Raw genomic sequence first — 16,446 nt, forward strand, 5'->3', positions numbered from 1 at the left:
AACAAGGACGAAGCTTCCCATGCCTTCCGGCAGGTCGTCTTCGTCCTTTGGACTTCGTTCGTTTAGGTTCATAGCCAATCCTTCTTGCGGAAGATCAGCAGCATGGTAAGGCCTAGTGTAATCATTACGCCGATGACGCCGTAATAGCCGTATTGCGTATGCGTCTCGGGAATATTGTCGAAGTTCATTCCGTAGATACCGGTGATGACCGTAAGCGGCATGAATATCGTTGTAATTGCCGTGAACACGCGCATGATTTCGTTCGCACGGTTGGCAATGCTGGATTGATAGGCTTCGCGCAAGTTGCCCATGAGATCGCGGTAGGTCTCGAAGGTTTCAGAGATTTTGACCGCATTTTCATAGATGTCGCTGAAGTATTTCTGCAGCTGGTCGTCAATCAGCCGGAGATCCTTTTTGTTGAGCGTGTTGACGACTTCCTTCTGGGGACCGAGCATCTTCTTCAGCCACAGAATTTCACTGCGCAGACCGATAATTTCGTTCAGGTGCGACTTCTTGGTGTGCATGAGGATGTCTTCCTCAAGCTTCTCAATGCGCGCTTCAATCCGGTCGCCGACCGAGAAGTAATTGTCCACTACAAGGTCGATCAGCAGGTACAGGAAACGGTCCGCTTCGCTGACTTCCTGCTCCCAGAGAATAGGCTTCAGGATGCGCAGTTCGTTGATCTTCTGCTTGGTGACGGTAATAATGAAATGTCTGCCGAGAAAGATATTGAGCGCCCGCAGAAAAATCTCTTCATCATCAAAACGGATGCTGTTAACAACGATAAAATAATGGCTTTCGTAAATTTCAATCTTGGGCCGCTGTTCCTCTTCGCTGAGGCAGTCTTCTACGGCCAGGTCATGCAGATTGTACAAAGGCTGGAGCAGCTCCAGATCCTCCACATCGGCATCAATCCAGTAGAAGCCCTCGGCAGGGGCCGTAAGTGTGGTTTGCAGGTCGTCTACAGGCGTAAATACGCCCGAATTCACCAGCCGAATTTTCATCTGATTCACTCCTTCATCATCCGCTCCGCTCAGGCGGCGGGACATGCTTAATTAAGCACAGGGAAGAAATCAGCTTGGCCGGTGATCCCATCAGGGGTTACAGACCCGATGACGGTACGGTGGCAAAAGAATGAAATGCCGCGCCGGCCGGCAAGCTGATAATCGTCCTGTGTGGCTGCTCGTTCTGCACGCTTAACTGCGTACCCGGGTCGCCTTCCATTCTTCTCTCACCTCAATTTTCGTCATAGTGGTAAAACACTTGTCTAGTATAACGCCCGGGGTACCCTCTTTCAAGACAAATTCTTCAGCTTTACAGGGCCCCACAGCATTGTATGACTTGACGAAAAGGAGGTTCATGATTTAAAGTGATTTTTAAGAAAAAACATCTGCAGATGTTTAGCTTGGCCAACTGAATACAGCGAAATCTTATCAAGAGCAGGTGGAGGGACTAGCCCGATGAAACCCGGCAACCGGCGCCCAGGCGCACGGTGCTAATTCTTGCAGAGACCACGCCCGGAATACCCTTCCGGCTGGCGTCTTTGACAGATGAGAGAGGCGCATATGACTTTACAGCAGATATGACCTTTCTCTTCGGAGTGAGGTCATTTTTAGGTTATCAGGACCCCTCCGGTGAACAATCATAAATGATAAAGGAGTGAATGCAGCCATGCCGATTAAAATTCCCGATACGCTGCCGGCCAAAGAAGTGCTGTCCGGAGAAAATATATTTGTGATGGGGGAAAGCCAGGCTTTTCACCAGGACATCCGCCCCTTGCGGATTGCCATTCTTAATCTCATGCCGACCAAGGAAACGACGGAGACGCAGCTGCTGCGCCTGATCGGAAATTCACCGCTGCAGGTGGATGTGGTGCTGCTGCATCCGAGCTCCCACACTTCCAAGAATACATCGGCCGACCATCTGCGCAGCTTCTATACCACCTTCGGGGAGATCAAGCACCGCCGTTTTGACGGGCTGATCATCACCGGCGCACCTGTGGAGCAGCTCGAATTCGAAGATGTGAACTATTGGGAAGAGCTGCAGGAAATCTTCGAATGGAGCAAGGATAACGTCACCTCGACCATGCATATTTGTTGGGCGGCCCAGGCGGGTCTGTATCACCATTTCGGCGTCCGCAAGGTGAGCCTGGAGGAGAAATGCTTCGGTGTATTCTCCCACACGGTGAACCACAATAATGTTAAGCTGCTGCGGGGCTTCGACGAGCTGTTCCACGTTCCGCATTCCCGGCATACCGACGTCTCGCGTGAAGATATTGAGGCCTGTCCCGATCTGCAGATTCTGGCCGAGTCCGAAGAAGCCGGTGTGTATCTGGTTGCCACTTTGGACGGAAGACAGATCTTTGTAACCGGGCACTCCGAATATGATCCTTTCTCTTTAAAGTGGGAATACGACCGGGATGTCGCCAAGGGTATGGATATCGCGCTGCCGAAGCATTACTATCCGAACGATGATCCGCAAGCCTCGCCGCCGGCCGTATGGCGGGCCCATGCCAACTTATTGTTCGCCAACTGGCTGAATTACTATGTATACCAGGAAACGCCCTACGACATTGGCCCGATTATTTGAACTATATAAAGAATCAGGTACATCCCACCACACATTTAGGAGGCTTACTGAACGATGGACGAGAAACTGAGGATTGAAAGCAGACTGGCGCAAATAGGCTCGCAGGAGGACCCCGCTACCGGCGCGGTCAATTATCCGATTTATAATTCCACCGCATTCCGCCATCCGCGGCTCGGACAAAGCACGGGCTTCGATTATATCCGCACCAAAAGCCCGACCCGTTCCGTACTGGAAACGGCGGCCGCGGAGCTGGAGTCCGGCGACGCCGGCTTTGCCTGCAGCTCCGGGATGGCGGCGCTCACCACGGTGTTCACCTTGTTTGGACAAGGCGACCATCTGATTGTCTCGCTGGATCTGTATGGCGGAACCTACCGGCTGCTGGAACGGATTCTCTCCAAATACGGCATCAGCGCCTCCTATGTGGATACGAACGATCTGGACGGGCTGGAAGCGGCCCGGCGGCCGGAGACCAAAGCCGTCTTCATCGAGACACCGACCAATCCGCTGATGATGATTACCGATATCTCTGCAGTGTGTACATGGGCCCGTCAGCATGGGCTGCTCACTATTGTAGATAATACACTGCTGACCCCGTTCTTCCAGCGGCCGCTGGAGCTGGGAGCCGACATCGTAGTCCACAGCGCAACCAAATACCTGGGCGGGCATAACGATGTCCTGGCGGGTCTGATCGTCACCAAGGGCGCGGAATTGTCTTCGGAAATGGCCGTTCTGCACAATTCGCTCGGCGCGGTGCTGTCCCCGAATGACAGCTATCTGCTGATGCGCGGCATGAAGACGCTGGCGCTGCGCATGGAGCGCCATGAGAGCAATGCGCTGGCGGTGGCCCGCTATCTGCAAGAGCATCCGGCGGTGGCCGAAGTGTTCCATCCCGGACTCCCGGATCATCCCGGCTATGAGATTCAGAACCGCCAGTCTTCGGGCAATACAGGGATCTTTTCCTTTAAAGTCAAGGACGCCAGATATGTGGAGCCTCTGCTCCGGCATATCCGCCTGATCGCCTTCGCCGAGAGCCTCGGCGGCGTGGAATCGCTGATGACTTATCCTGCCGTGCAGACCCATGCCGACATTCCGGTGGAAATCCGCGATGCCGTCGGCGTCGACGACCGGCTGCTGCGCTTCTCCGTAGGCATTGAGCATGCCGAGGATCTGATATCCGATCTGGGTCAGGCCCTGGAGGCGGCGCAGCGTGAAACCGGAGAAGGATTGACTGAAGGGGGACAACAATAATGAGCCGGGACCATAACCAGGACGAACTGCAATTTTCCACCCGGCTGCTGCACTTCGGTGCAGAGATTGACAAGGCAACGGGCGCTTCCAGCGTTCCGATTTACCAGGCATCCACGTTTCACCATGAGGATATCCATAATCCTCCGCTGCATGACTACAGCCGCTCCGGCAATCCGACCCGCCAGGCGCTGGAGGATTATATCGCCCTGCTGGAAGGCGGTGTACGCGGCTTCGCCTATGCCTCGGGCATGGCGGCCATCTCCAGCACCTTCCTGATGCTGTCCGCCGGAGACCATGTCATCGTGACGGAGGATGTGTACGGCGGTACATACCGGCTGCTGACGCTGATCTTAAGCCGGATGAATATTGAGAGCACTTTTGTGGACATGACGGATCTGGAGCAGGTGAAGTCGGCGCTGCAGCCGAACACCAAAGCCGTATATATGGAGACGCCGTCCAATCCTACGCTGAAGATTACTGATGTATCCGCTGTCTGCGATTGGGCGGGCAGCCACAATCTGCTGACGATCCTCGACAATACGTTCATGACGCCTTACTATCAGCGGCCGATTGAGCAGGGCGTCGATATCGTGCTGCACAGCGCGACCAAATTCCTCGGCGGCCACAGCGACGTGCTGGCCGGCCTTGCCGTCGCCCGCACGCCGGAGATCGGCGCGCAGCTCAAAATGCTGCAGAACGGGCTCGGCACCGTGCTCGCCCCGCAGGAGAGCTGGCTGCTGATGCGCGGCATGAAGACGCTGGAGGCGCGGATGGCGCACAGCGAGCGGAGCGCGGCCAGACTGGCGGCCTGGCTCGATGCCCGCAACGACATCGCCGCCGTGTTCTACCCGGGGCTGGCCCAGCACCCGGGCCGGGAGATTCATGAGCGCCAGTCCACGGGATACGGCGCAGTGGTCTCCTTCGACGTAGGCTCGGGAGAACGGGCCAAGAAAGTGCTGAACAAGGTCAAGCTGCCGCTGGTGGCGGTCAGCCTCGGCGCCGTGGAGAGCATCCTCTCCTATCCGGCGATGATGTCGCATGCGGCGATGCCGGCGGAAGTGCGCGTGGGGCGCGGCATTACCGACGGGCTGCTGCGCTTCTCGGTCGGCCTGGAAGCGATCGAGGATCTGATCAACGACCTGGAGCAGGCGCTTGCAGAGTAAGGATAATCAGAGGCTGGCGGCTGGCCCGGGAGGACCGGGTACAGCCGCCTGCTATAGTTACAAACCCCGCGGAGCGGGGTTTTATTTTGTCAGAACCTTTTTCAAGTATCGGCGATTGTGTTACCATGAGAGAATGACTGCTATCCATAGACTTAAACTGCTATGATAACTTACTGACCAATGATATGGATTTGATGGGAGGCTGCGAACGAATGAGTGCAATTGACCTTATTCTGGACAAAGCGCTGAAGGGCGAACGTCTGCAACTGGAAGACACAGTCCGGCTGTTCGAGAGCAATGAGATTGAGAAAATGGGGGCCGCCGCCGATGTCATTATGAAGCGCTGGCATCCCGAGCCGCTGGCCACATTCGTGATCGGCCGCAATATCAACTACACTAATGTCTGCGATGTATATTGCCGCTTCTGCGCCTTTTACCGGCGGCCGGGCTCGGAGGAAGGGTATGTTCTTCCCGACGAGACGATCTATCAGAAGATCGCCGAGACGATCGCCGTTAACGGCACGGAGATTCTGATGCAGGGAGGCACCAATCCTAACCTGCCGTTCAGCTATTATACCGATATCCTGCGCGGGATCAAGCAGCGGTTCCCGGAGATTACGATGCATTCCTTCTCGCCGGCCGAGATCAAGAAGATGCAGGAGGTTTCCGGACTGCCGCTGGAAACGGTGCTGCGCGAGATTCATGCCGCCGGTCTTGATTCTCTGCCCGGAGGGGGCGCCGAGATTCTCGACGACCGCACCCGCCGCAAGATCAGCCGCTTGAAGGGCTCCTGGCGCGATTGGATGGACGTGATGCAGACAGCGCATAAGATCGGCATGAACACCACCGCCACGATGGTCATCGGCCTGGGCGAAAGCCTGGAAGAGCGGGCGCTGCACCTGCTGCGCGTACGGGAGGCGCAGGACGAATGTATCGCGAACGGTTATGATTCGGAAGGCTTCCTGGCCTTCATCTCCTGGACCTTCCAGCCGGACAACACCAACCTGAAGCTGGAACGCCAGACTCCGGAGGAATACTTGAAGACGGTGGCTATCAGCCGCCTTGTTCTCGACAATATCAAGAACTTCCAGTCCTCCTGGGTCACGATGGGACCTGAGATCGGCAAGCTGTCGCTGCAGTATGGCTGCAACGATTTCGGCAGTACGATGATTGAAGAGAACGTCGTATCCTCGGCCGGCGCTACCCACAAGGTCAACATTCAGGAGACGCTGAATATCATCCGCGCAGCGGGCAAGATCCCGGCGCAGCGCAACACGCGCTACGACATTCTGCGGGTGTTCGACGATGTTAACGCCAAGGTGGACAATGATTTCGTGATGCAGAACTGACAGTACCCTTTCGTTGAAGGATTGCAGTTTGTATCGTAAAGCCTATTCCTTATTCCATATGGATAGAGGAATAGGCTTTTTTGGTGCGAAGAATGGTTATATCAAAATATGGTACCAAAGAGTGATAGCGGGATTGAAAGTGAATATGATATATATTGATTTGTATAATTTGTTAATACATAACAGCGAAGGGCTTGTCTATCATCTGCGATCCATCGGAGCGAAAGGGATAGGTAAGCCTTTTTATATAGATATGCTTTTGGCCCCATCATCCCAGCAGCTCTAGTATCTGACACTTGCAAATTTTACAAAACACGCAATTCCAGTTAATGCAAAATGATAGATTGCCGCCTGGTTGTGCAGTACAATTTCTTTCGTCACAGGCGGAGCAAGACCTCCTGTAACAGGAGCGGTCATGGCTTTTGCAGGGAATATAAGGGTTCGGAGGCAGCAAGCTGATGTGCGCCTATATTTTTTAAAAAGACACTGGGAGGTTTACAAGTTGATGAAAGAAACAGGATGGAACAAGCCGATAGCTGCTGTGGTGGCCGGTACGGTACTTACCGCGCAGTTATTCGGCGGAATCCTCGCCGGACCGGCACTGGGAACCGCCAAGGCGGAGGCTGCCGGTGAGCAGGCTGCCCCTGCCGCAACCGGGACAACCGTTGATTTGCGGCTGATGAGCACAACGGACGTACATACGAACGTGTACGGCTGGGACTATTTCAAGGATCAACCGTCGCTTACGGTCGGTCTCGACCGGACTGCAGCGCTGGTCAACGAAGCCCGCAAGCAGAACCAGAACAATCTGCTGCTCGACAACGGCGACCTGATCCAGGGAACTCCACTGGGTACTTATTTGGCAAAGGAAACGGATTTCGCTGGTGAACCGGAGCGGGTTCATCCAATGATCGCAGCTATGAATGTTATGGATTACGATGCGGCGACTTTCGGCAATCATGAATTCAATTATGGACTGGATTATCTGGACCGGGCGATCAGCGGCGGGGCAGCGGATACAGGGGCGGACTTCCCTTACGTGAATGCCAATATTTATGTGGATGATCATGACAAGAATCCGGATAATGATGTCAACAAATATCAGCCATACATTATTCTTAATAAAACCGTGGTGGGCAGCGACAATCAGCAGCATACCGTAAAGGTCGGCTTACTCGGTCTGGCCACTCCGCAGATTATGGAATGGGACAAGGTGAATCTGGAAGGAAAGGTTATCACCAAGGGCATTGCCGAAACGGCCAAGAAATTTGTTCCGGAAATGGAAGGAAAAGCAGATGTTATTGTCGTTATGGCCCATACCGGCTTTGATGCGGCAGCCACCGGCACCCTTTCCGAGAATGACATTAATGCATTGAGTAAAGTTCCGGGCATCGATGCCATTACGTTCTCGCATACCCACAAGGTGTTTCCGACGAACGGGAATAACGGCAGCCTGGACGCTTCGTTTATCGATCCAGCCACCAAGGCTCCGTATAACAGCAGCGTAGCCGTCATTGATAACGTTAACGGACACATCAACGGCGTTCCGGCCGTACAAGCCGGCTACGGCGGGGCTTATCTGGGCCTGATCGACCTGAAGCTGGAGCAGGACGGCCAAGGCTGGAAGGTGAATAAGGAAGCTTCCAAAGCTTCGACCCGCTCCATCTACCGGACGGAGAATAAGCAGAATTACTCCACTGTTGAGCCGGATAAGGCTGTGCAGGCGGCCGTTGCAGCCGACCATAAGGCAACCATTGAGTATGTCAATCAGCCGCTCGGCGAAACGGCAATCCCGATGAACAGCTATTTTGCCCTGGTGCAGGATAATCCGACGGTGCAGATCGTAACCTACGCACAGCAGCGTTATGTATCCGATCTGATCAATACCGACGACACGCTGGCCCAGTACCGGAGTCTGCCAATTCTAAGTGTGGGCGCTCCTTTCAAGGCCGGCCGGAACGGTGCGGGGGAATATACTGAAATTGAGGCCGGTCCGCTGACCATCCGCGGGGCAAGCGACCTGTATCTTTATGACAATACCCTGAAAGCGATCAAGGTTCCCGGTTCCACAGTTAAAGAGTGGGTGGAAATGAGCGCGGGCATGTACAACCGGATCAAGCCGGGCATCTCCACGCCGCAATCCCTGCTGAATCCTGCTTTTTCTGTCTTTAACTTCGATATTATCGACGGCATTAAGTACACGATTGATGTAACTAAGAATGCCAAGTACAAGCCTGACGGTTCCTACAATGATCAGACCTCCAGCCGCGTGACTTCAATTACTTACAACAATGAGCCGCTGGATCTCGATCAGGAATTTATCGTTGTAACCAATAACTACCGCGCCAGCGGCGGCGGCAACTTCCCTGGTGTCAAAGGGGCGCCGATGGTCCTCGATACCCAGGAAGAGAACCGCCAGGTGCTGATGGATTACATCAAGGAAGCAGGTACCGTTATCCATCCGGCCGACAACAACTGGTCGATTGCGCCCATCCAAGGCAATGTGAGCGTAACCTTCACGTCTTCCCCGAACGGTGTTCATGCGCTTCCGGCTGACGGATCGATTACGGATACCGGCGTCCAGAACACCAGTGGCTTCGAAGTATACAATCTCAATCTGAAGGCAGATGTTGCGAAGCCGGCCGGTGATATTGAAGTGCATCTGATCGGTATCAATGACCTTCACGGCCAGCTCGACACGACTTCCTTCGTCGGCGACAAAAAAGTGGGTACAGCCGCAGTGCTGGCTGCCTATCTGAAGCAGGCCCAGGCCAAATATGAGCACTCGCTGCTCTTCCATAACGGTGACTCGGTTGGTGCTTCCGCGCCGGTATCCTCGCTGGAACGCGACGAGCCGACCCATGTGTGGATGAACATGATGGGCTTCGATGTCGGCAGCCTTGGCAACCATGAGTTCGACCAGGGCGTTGCGGCGCTGATGGCCCAGCTTTACGGTGGCGTTGATCCTAAAGAGGGGAAGGTTACGCATGCCGGCTCCGATTTCGATTATGTCAATGCCAATGCCGTAGATGCCACTACCGGCAAACCGATCATTAACCCTTATGTCATTAAAGAAGTCGGCGGTGTCCGGATCGGCTTTATCGGCACGGTAACCAAAGCTACACCAGCCAAGGTATCGCCAGCCGGTACGGCAGGCGTGCGCTTCCTGACCCTTGAAGAGGAAGTAGCAGCCATTGAGAAATATGCCAAGGAGCTGCAGGCTCAAAAGGTAGAGACAATTGTGGTGCTGGCCCATGATCCAGCCACGACTAAGAATAATGAAACGACAGGCGAAGCCGCCGATCTGGCGAAAGCATTGCCGGCGGACTCTCCGGTTGATGTCATCGTAGCGGGCGACAACCATGCGCTGGCCAACGGTGAAGTCAACGGCAAGCTGATTGTGCAGGCTTACTCTTACGGCACCGCTTTTGAAGATATCAAGCTGGTCATTGACGGGGCAACCGGCCACGTGAAGAGCAAATCGGCAACCGTTACAACAACTTATCAGGACGGCATCACACCAGATCCTGAAACGGTGGCTCTCGTTGATAAGTATCTGGCGCTGCACCCGGAGCTGACCCAGCCGGTAGGCACAACGGACGGCACCATTACCAAGACTGATGCGTACACCAAAGAATCGAACCTTGGCAACCTGATTGCCGAAGCTATGCGTACTGCCGATTTCGGCGATGGTAAAGGCGCTGCAGACTTCGCCTTCATGAATCCGGGCGGCATCCGCGCCGATCTGCCAAAGGGCAATGTGTCCTTCGGAGACCTGGCGAAGATCCAGCCGTTCGGCAACACACTGGTGAAGCTCACCCTGACAGGTGAACAGATCAAGACGCTGCTGCAGCAGCAGTGGAATGTCAAAGCGGACGGAACGGAAGACATTAAGACACTGCAAATTTCCGGGTTGAAGTACACCGCCCATATGTATTTACCAGTAGCACAGCGTGTAACCAGTCTGACGAAAGCGGATGGTACACCGATCAGCATGACGCAGAGCTACACGGCAGTAGTGAACAACTTTATGGCCGCTGGCGGCGACAATTACAGTGTACTGACCAAAGCCAGTGACTCGCTGGCCGGACCGATCGATCTGGATGTGTTCTATGATTATATCGTGAAGACCTTCAAGGGCGGTGCCATTACCTCCAAGCTGGACGGACGCATTACCAATGTCCTGAGCGCTCCGGGAGGCGGCTCTCCGTCGACGCCTGCGCCGACGGCAACACCGAAGCCAAGCGCAACAGCAGCGCCATCGGCAACGCCTGCACCGGCTGCTACTGCAGCCCCAAGCCCGACTCCTGCAGCGGTGCCGGTGTTCAGCGACCTGGGCAACGTAGCCTGGGCACAGGATGCCATCAATGAGCTGGTCAGCAAGGGTGTTCTCCAGGGTGTCGGCGGCGGCAGCTTCGCTCCGACCAAGAATGTAACCCGCGCCGAATTTGCGGCAATGCTTGTGCGTTCTCTTGGCCTGGAGGCGACGGGAACACCGGCAGCCTTCACCGATGTGAAGGCAGGCGTCTGGTATTCCCAGCCGATTGCAGCCGCGGTCCAGACAGGTCTGCTTCAAGGCTCCGGCAACGGCAGATTCGAGCCCGGACGGCAGATTACCCGCGAAGAAATGGCAATCATGATTGCCAATGCGATGAAGGATCAATTACAGAACGCGGAGAAAGGTTCTCTCGACCAATTCTCCGACAAGGGAGCTATTGCCCCTTATGCTCAGACTGCGGTAGCGCAGCTTACTGAGCTGGGTATCGTGAACGGCATGAGCGGCGGCAAATTCGCACCGAAGACGGCTGCGAACCGGGCACAGGCAGCAGTAATTGTATACCGGATGCTGGAACTTAAGGCCTCATGATTATTCAGGCAGGGCAGCCTCCTGCAGAAGGCCCCAACCGCTGATAACCAAACTAAGACCCATGCGTCTATTCGCATGGGTCTTTGTTGTGCGGAGGCGCATATTTTTTTGCCGGAAGCCCTTGTGTACGAGTCGTTCATCACTCTTAGTCAGGTAGCATTACTTGACGGCTGCTTCCCATTTGCAGCGAATCGGAGAAACAATGGCATTTTCCTTCTTTAGCTCGGTGAAAGCTTTATCGACGGCTTTGCGTTCCAGCCCGGACAGCTTCTCCACTTCGCCTGCACTGAGCGGCTTGTCCGAAGCTTTAATAATGTCGAGCACTTGCTCTTTAACAGTCATGTTTCCCACGTCCTTCTTCAATTTTTGAATTTGAGCGCTGATCAGGACTTTATTTTAGAATAGGATATTTAAAATTTCTGTGAGATTTGTGGCTTGTTCACGGGAAGTGAAAATTATTATTTCGGGATTTACAGTAGTATCCAAAAGTGATATCATATAAATATCAAAACCATATCTATTGGAGGGTTTATCATGGAGGAGAAAGTTTTGCGTCCCGTCAGCGGCTTCTGGGTGGTAGCACTGATCGTCATTTGTGCGGCCGGCGGAGTCTACACCGCGCAGGATTACAACGTTCTGCCCTTTATCCTGTTCTTTATTGCCGGGGTGCTCTGCACGAGTATAACCGTGGTACAGCCTAACAAGTCGGTGGTTGTAACGTTCTTTGGGAAGTATGTCGGCACAATTGCCGTAAGCGGTCTGTGGGCAGTCATTCCGTTCAGCATCCGTAAGACAGTCTCGCTGCGGGTCAGTAACTTCAACAGCGTGAAGCTCAAAGTCAACGATGTGGAAGGCAATCCGATCGAGATCGCCGCGGTGGTGGTATTTAAAGTCGTCAATTCGGCCAAGGCGCTGTTTGATGTCGATCAATATATGGCTTTCGTGGAAATCCAGAGCGAGACGGCACTGCGTCATGTGGCCAGCAAATACCCTTATGACAACTACAAGGATTCCGGAATGTCGCTGCGGGCCAATGCCGATGAGATCGCCAAGGAGCTGGCGGTCGAGCTGCAGGAGCGTCTGGCGATTTCCGGGGTTGAGGTGCTGGAAGCCCGGCTGACGCATCTGGCTTACTCCACCGAGATTGCCAGCACCATGCTGCAGCGCCAGCAGGCTTCCGCCATTCTGTCGGCGCGGCAGCTCATCGTTGAAGGCGCCGTAGGCATGGTGGATATGGCGATCCGCCAGCTGAAGGAGAACGGTGTCGTCGAGCTGGATGAAGAACGCAAGGCGGCGATGATTAACAACCTGATGGTCGCTATTGTATCCGAACGCGGAGCGAATCCGGTCATCAATGCCGGCTCGCTGTATTAGAGGTGAATTGCAATGGCCGCCAAGAAGAGCTTCCCGCTGCGGATCGACCCCGACCTGTACGCAGCGCTGGAGCGTTGGGCGGGCGAGGAATTCCGCAGCGTTAACGGGCATATTGAGTATCTGCTGCGCGAGTCTCTAAAGCGGGCCGGACGTTTGCCGGACCGCTCGCGCAAAGAGGAATAGCTTCTCCCGCTCCGGCCCGCCTGCTGCCTGAATATACAGCAGCCTGCAGGGTTGACGGGAGCGGGGGACAGCTTTATAATTATCCATTATTCACGTTTATCAGCGTTGACAAAGACATGGCGCGATTGCTCCGAACCGTGCAGAGAGAGGGAACCTGGGCTGCAATTTCCTCCGGCTTTCGGCATTCGAGCTACCCCTTTGTAGCTGCGGTTATGAACTCCCGGAGACGGGATGGTAAGAACCGCCGGTTCATGGCCGTTATCCCCATGCTGACGAAGGATTCCTCACAATGAGAGGAATTGAATTTGGGTGGAACCACGGGTATAGCACTCGTCCCTATGCGGGACGGGTGTTTTTTGTTGCGTGGATAATCAGCCTGACCGCAGAATTCAGCGTATTCACTAACTCTTAGGAGGAACAGGAAAATGGCAGTTAACATTAAGCTTCCGGACGGCTCCGTCCGGGAATATCCGCAAGGCAGCACGATTGATGATGTAGCAGCTTCCATCAGCAGCAGCCTACGCAAGAACGCAGCCGCCGGTAAGCTGAACGGCATCGTTGTCGATTTGTCGGTACCGCTGGAGGAAGGGGCGCTTGTCGAAATCGTCACGCTCGATTCCCCGGAAGGGCTGGAGGTGATGCGCCACAGTACCGCACATCTGATGGCCCAGGCCACGCGCCGTCTGTTCGGTGCGAAGGAAGTTAAGCTTGGAGTAGGCCCAGTGATTGAAGACGGCTTCTATTACGATATGGACCTGGAGCATTCGCTTAACCCCGAGGACCTGCTGAAGATTGAGAAGGAAATGGAGCGGATTATTTCCGAGAACCTGCCGATTGTTCGCAAGGAGGTCAGCCGGGAGGAAGCGCTGCGCATTTTCGGCGAGCTGGGCGATCCGTACAAGCTTGAACTGATTGAAGCGCTGCCTGAAGACAGCGTCATCAGCATTTATGAGCAGGGCGAATTCTTCGATCTGTGCCGCGGCCCGCATGTGCCTTCCACCGGCAAGATCAAAGTATTCAAGCTGATGAACGTGGCCGGCGCTTACTGGCGCGGTGACAGCAAGAACAAGATGCTCCAGCGTGTATACGGCACCGCCTGGATCAAGAAAGCCCAGCTTGACGAGCATCTGCGTCTCTTGGAGGAAGCGAAGAAACGCGACCACCGCAAGCTCGGCAAGGAGCTGGAGATCTTCACCTTTAATCAGCTGGTAGGCCAGGGGCTGCCGATCTGGCTGCCGAAGGGCGCGAAGCTGCGCAGCATTCTGGAACGTTACATTGTCGATCTGGAAGCCAGTCTCGGCTACCAGCACGTCTATACGCCGGTTCTGGGCAACGTGGACCTGTACAAGACCTCCGGGCACTGGGAGCACTACCAGGAGGATATGTTCCCTAAGATGACAATCGACACCGAGGAGTTCGTGCTGCGGCCGATGAACTGTCCGCACCATATGATGATCTACAAGAGCTCGATGCACAGCTACCGCGATCTGCCGATCCGGATTGCCGAGCTCGGCACGATGCACCGTTATGAAATGTCCGGTGCGCTGACCGGTCTGCACCGCGTGCGCTCCATGACGCTCAATGATTCGCATATTTTCTGCCGTCTTGACCAGATCAAGAGTGAGTTCAAGCGCGTGCTGGAGCTGATCAAGCAGGTGTACAGCGATTTCGGCATCCATGATTACCGTTTCCGTCTGTCCTACCGCGATCCGCAGGACACCGAGAAATACTTCCAGAACGATGAGATGTGGGAGACGGCACAGCGGATGCTGCGCGAAGTAGCTGAAGAAGCCGGTCTGCCGTTCTTTGAGGCCGAAGGTGAAGCGGCGTTCTATGGTCCGAAGCTGGACGTGCAGATCCGCACGGCGCTCGGCAAGGAAGAGACGCTGTCCACAGTGCAGATCGACTTCCTGTTGCCGGAACGCTTTGAGCTGGAATATGTCGGCGACGACGGCCAGAAGCATCGTCCGGTCGTGCTGCACCGCGGTATTCTCGGCACCATGGAGCGCTTCGTAGCCTTCCTGCTGGAGAATTTCGCCGGTGCACTGCCGCTGTGGCTCTCCCCGCAGCAGGTCAAGGTCATCCCGGTTTCGTCCGCGTTTGACGACTATGCGAAGGAAGTGGAAGCACAGCTGCTGAAGAGCGGCATCCGCGCCGAAGTGGACCTGCGCAACGAGAAGATGGGCTACAAGATCCGTGAAGCCCAACTGGAGAAGCTGCCGTATATGTTCGTGGTCGGCGAGAATGAAATGAATGCCGGAACCGTATCGATCCGTAAGCGCGGCGAAGGCGACATCGGCGCCCAGCCGCTGCAGGAAGTCATTGCCACACTCGTCCAGGAAGTTGCCGGACGCGTGATCTAAATCTTTCACTAATCTCAGCTATAAGCTGCTGGAGCCGCCCCACGGGGCGGCTTTATGTATAATTTTGCGGGAAACGGGAAACCTTCGCTAATAGGGGGAGGTTTAACGATGAACAAAGTGGGCTTATGTCAGAGGTTATGGTTACTTGCGGTAACGATTGTCGTGTTAATGGCCACCGGAGGCATTTATCCGGATTGGAACCGGGAAGCTGTCCAGGCCAGCGGGGTGATGCACGCAGAATCTGCCGATTCCGGCGCAGCGCAAACTAAGCTTGATTCCAATATAGCGGATGATCCGAATGCCGCATTCAGCAGCATGAACACTACGACAGCCAGGGAGCTTCCGGTGATTCGTACGGAGAACAGTCACTCCAATGTTGCATCTCCGCTCGGCGGCACCTCGCGGGCGCTCCGCCACCTCCAAGCGGCCAGGCAGGCCCGGAAGGCGGAGACGGCGAAACCAAAGGTACAGCCGGCAGCCAAAGCCGAGACGCCAGCGGCCACAGCTCCGAATTCCATACCGGTAGCCGCACCCGGGCCGGATCAGATTATTACGACGATGAAAGTTACAGCCACCGGTTACACCGCCGGATTTGAATCGACGGGCAAGACGGCGAAGCATCCGCAATACGGCATTACGTATTCAGGGGTTAAGGTCCGGCGCGACAAGAATGCCTTATCCACCATCGCCGCCGATCCCAAGGTTCTGCCCCTGGGCAGCATCCTGTATGTTCCGGGATACGGCTACGCCGTTGTTGCCGATACGGGCTCGGCGATAAAAGGCCGGAAGATCGATCTGTATTTTGCCACCACCAAGCAGGTTTATAAGGAATGGGGTAAAAAAACGGTGACCGTCCAAATCATCAAACGGGGCAGCGGCAAATGCACGGAACGCATGCTGAAAAGCCTCGGCCAGGCTATTCAAACCTACAACGCCATCCCGCAATACCTGCTGGACGAGCTGATTTGAACACGGGTTGCCGCCGGCTGCTTGCATTTTTTTTCACGTAAGCGGTGCATAATACGGGACCTCACGATCCATACTACTCACTGGGGCACAAGATATGGCCTCTTTCGAAAGAGACTCCGGGCTACAGCCTGGGAAGAGTGGGAGGTGAACATCCGTGGCCAAATCGCAGAAACCGAAGGTAACTGAGAATTATCAAACGCCGAATGAAAAATATGATGCTGAGTTCGCTGTAGAAAACCAAGGCGCAACTAAGCAAGGCACGTTCGTAAAACCGGTGCAAAAACCGCAGCAGTAATGCTGCCGGGCGCAGGTCGAACGCGCTCCCGATGATACAGGCTGCT

Annotated in this window: 13 protein-coding genes and 1 riboswitch; of the genes, 10 read left to right on the plus strand and 3 right to left on the minus strand. The window is 54.9% G+C overall.

The annotated features are described in order from the left end of the window. Positions 1 to 68: 68 nt before the first annotated feature. Entirely contained in the window at positions 69 to 1,004 is a 936-nt protein-coding gene (corA, locus tag F1381_RS13265) for a magnesium/cobalt transporter CorA (protein ID WP_151735339.1), read from the minus strand. Positions 1,005 to 1,101: 97 nt separating this feature from the next. Next, a complete protein-coding gene (locus F1381_RS29075; RefSeq protein ID WP_281349911.1) occupies positions 1,102 to 1,224 on the minus strand; it encodes a hypothetical protein in 123 nt (40 codons plus the stop codon). 203 nt (positions 1,225 to 1,427) lie between these two features. After that, positions 1,428 to 1,557, plus strand: a riboswitch (SAM riboswitch). Between the two features lie 114 nt (positions 1,558 to 1,671). Between F1381_RS29075 and metA the strand changes: the two genes are divergently transcribed. From metA to F1381_RS13290, 5 genes are all read left to right on the plus strand, one after another. Next, positions 1,672 to 2,589: a homoserine O-acetyltransferase MetA gene (gene metA, locus F1381_RS13270; protein WP_151735340.1), complete on the plus strand. Its 918-nt coding sequence runs from the start codon at positions 1,672 to 1,674 to the stop codon at positions 2,587 to 2,589. Between the two features lie 54 nt (positions 2,590 to 2,643). Then, on the plus strand, positions 2,644 to 3,837 hold the full coding sequence (locus F1381_RS13275) for an aminotransferase class I/II-fold pyridoxal phosphate-dependent enzyme (RefSeq protein ID WP_151735341.1): 1,194 nt from the start codon (positions 2,644 to 2,646) through the stop codon (positions 3,835 to 3,837). After that, positions 3,837 to 5,000 (plus strand): trans-sulfuration enzyme family protein, encoded by a 1,164-nt coding sequence (locus F1381_RS13280; protein ID WP_151735342.1) that lies wholly within the window; start codon positions 3,837 to 3,839, stop codon positions 4,998 to 5,000. Before F1381_RS13275 ends, F1381_RS13280 begins: the two co-directional genes overlap by 1 nt. 212 nt (positions 5,001 to 5,212) lie before the next feature. Then, a complete protein-coding gene (gene mqnC / locus F1381_RS13285; RefSeq protein WP_151735343.1) occupies positions 5,213 to 6,349 on the plus strand; it encodes a cyclic dehypoxanthinyl futalosine synthase in 1,137 nt (378 codons plus the stop codon). Between the two features lie 505 nt (positions 6,350 to 6,854). Beyond that, entirely contained in the window at positions 6,855 to 11,216 is a 4,362-nt protein-coding gene (locus F1381_RS13290; RefSeq protein ID WP_151735524.1) for a bifunctional 2',3'-cyclic-nucleotide 2'-phosphodiesterase/3'-nucleotidase, read from the plus strand. 159 nt (positions 11,217 to 11,375) lie between these two features. Here the strand turns inward: F1381_RS13290 and F1381_RS13295 are convergent, their stop codons facing one another. Continuing rightward, positions 11,376 to 11,558 (minus strand): transcriptional regulator, encoded by a 183-nt coding sequence (locus tag F1381_RS13295; protein ID WP_151735344.1) that lies wholly within the window; start codon positions 11,556 to 11,558, stop codon positions 11,376 to 11,378. A gap of 192 nt (positions 11,559 to 11,750) precedes the next feature. Here F1381_RS13295 and F1381_RS13300 point away from each other — a divergent pair, with 192 nt between their 5' ends. The 5 genes from F1381_RS13300 (at position 11,751) to F1381_RS28280 (ending at position 16,400) form a co-directional block, all read left to right on the plus strand. Further along, positions 11,751 to 12,590: an SPFH domain-containing protein gene (locus F1381_RS13300; protein ID WP_151735345.1), complete on the plus strand. Its 840-nt coding sequence runs from the start codon at positions 11,751 to 11,753 to the stop codon at positions 12,588 to 12,590. 12 nt (positions 12,591 to 12,602) lie between these two features. Beyond that, the gene (locus F1381_RS13305) at positions 12,603 to 12,773 is read left to right on the plus strand and encodes a type II toxin-antitoxin system antitoxin (protein ID WP_151735346.1); all 171 of its coding nucleotides are present in this window, start codon (positions 12,603 to 12,605) and stop codon (positions 12,771 to 12,773) included. A gap of 425 nt (positions 12,774 to 13,198) precedes the next feature. After that, positions 13,199 to 15,136, plus strand: coding sequence for a threonine--tRNA ligase (gene thrS, locus F1381_RS13310; protein WP_151735347.1), 1,938 nt, complete (start codon positions 13,199 to 13,201; stop codon positions 15,134 to 15,136). A 345-nt stretch (positions 15,137 to 15,481) separates the two neighbouring features. Beyond that, positions 15,482 to 16,105, plus strand: coding sequence for a 3D domain-containing protein (locus tag F1381_RS13315; RefSeq protein WP_425495274.1), 624 nt, complete (start codon positions 15,482 to 15,484; stop codon positions 16,103 to 16,105). A gap of 154 nt (positions 16,106 to 16,259) precedes the next feature. Next, a complete protein-coding gene (locus F1381_RS28280; RefSeq protein WP_187355336.1) occupies positions 16,260 to 16,400 on the plus strand; it encodes a hypothetical protein in 141 nt (46 codons plus the stop codon). Positions 16,401 to 16,446: the final 46 nt, after the last annotated feature.

The sequence above is a fragment of the Paenibacillus tengchongensis genome (genome assembly GCF_008973665.1).
Taxonomy (GTDB): domain Bacteria; phylum Bacillota; class Bacilli; order Paenibacillales; family Paenibacillaceae; genus Paenibacillus_AQ; species Paenibacillus_AQ tengchongensis.

Excerpts from the sequence above, each read along its gene's own strand:
- corA (WP_151735339.1), bottom strand. The coding sequence starts at position 1,004 with ATGAAAATTCGGCTGGTGAATTCGGGCGTATTTACGCCTGTAGACGAC.
- F1381_RS29075 (WP_281349911.1), bottom strand. The coding sequence starts at position 1,224 with ATGGAAGGCGACCCGGGTACGCAGTTAAGCGTGCAGAACGAGCAGCCA.
- metA (WP_151735340.1), top strand. The coding sequence starts at position 1,672 with ATGCCGATTAAAATTCCCGATACGCTGCCGGCCAAAGAAGTGCTGTCC.
- F1381_RS13275 (WP_151735341.1), top strand. The coding sequence starts at position 2,644 with ATGGACGAGAAACTGAGGATTGAAAGCAGACTGGCGCAAATAGGCTCG.
- F1381_RS13280 (WP_151735342.1), top strand. The coding sequence starts at position 3,837 with ATGAGCCGGGACCATAACCAGGACGAACTGCAATTTTCCACCCGGCTG.
- mqnC (WP_151735343.1), top strand. The coding sequence starts at position 5,213 with ATGAGTGCAATTGACCTTATTCTGGACAAAGCGCTGAAGGGCGAACGT.
- F1381_RS13290 (WP_151735524.1), top strand. The coding sequence starts at position 6,855 with ATGAAAGAAACAGGATGGAACAAGCCGATAGCTGCTGTGGTGGCCGGT.
- F1381_RS13295 (WP_151735344.1), bottom strand. The coding sequence starts at position 11,558 with ATGACTGTTAAAGAGCAAGTGCTCGACATTATTAAAGCTTCGGACAAG.
- F1381_RS13300 (WP_151735345.1), top strand. The coding sequence starts at position 11,751 with ATGGAGGAGAAAGTTTTGCGTCCCGTCAGCGGCTTCTGGGTGGTAGCA.
- F1381_RS13305 (WP_151735346.1), top strand. The coding sequence starts at position 12,603 with ATGGCCGCCAAGAAGAGCTTCCCGCTGCGGATCGACCCCGACCTGTAC.
- thrS (WP_151735347.1), top strand. The coding sequence starts at position 13,199 with ATGGCAGTTAACATTAAGCTTCCGGACGGCTCCGTCCGGGAATATCCG.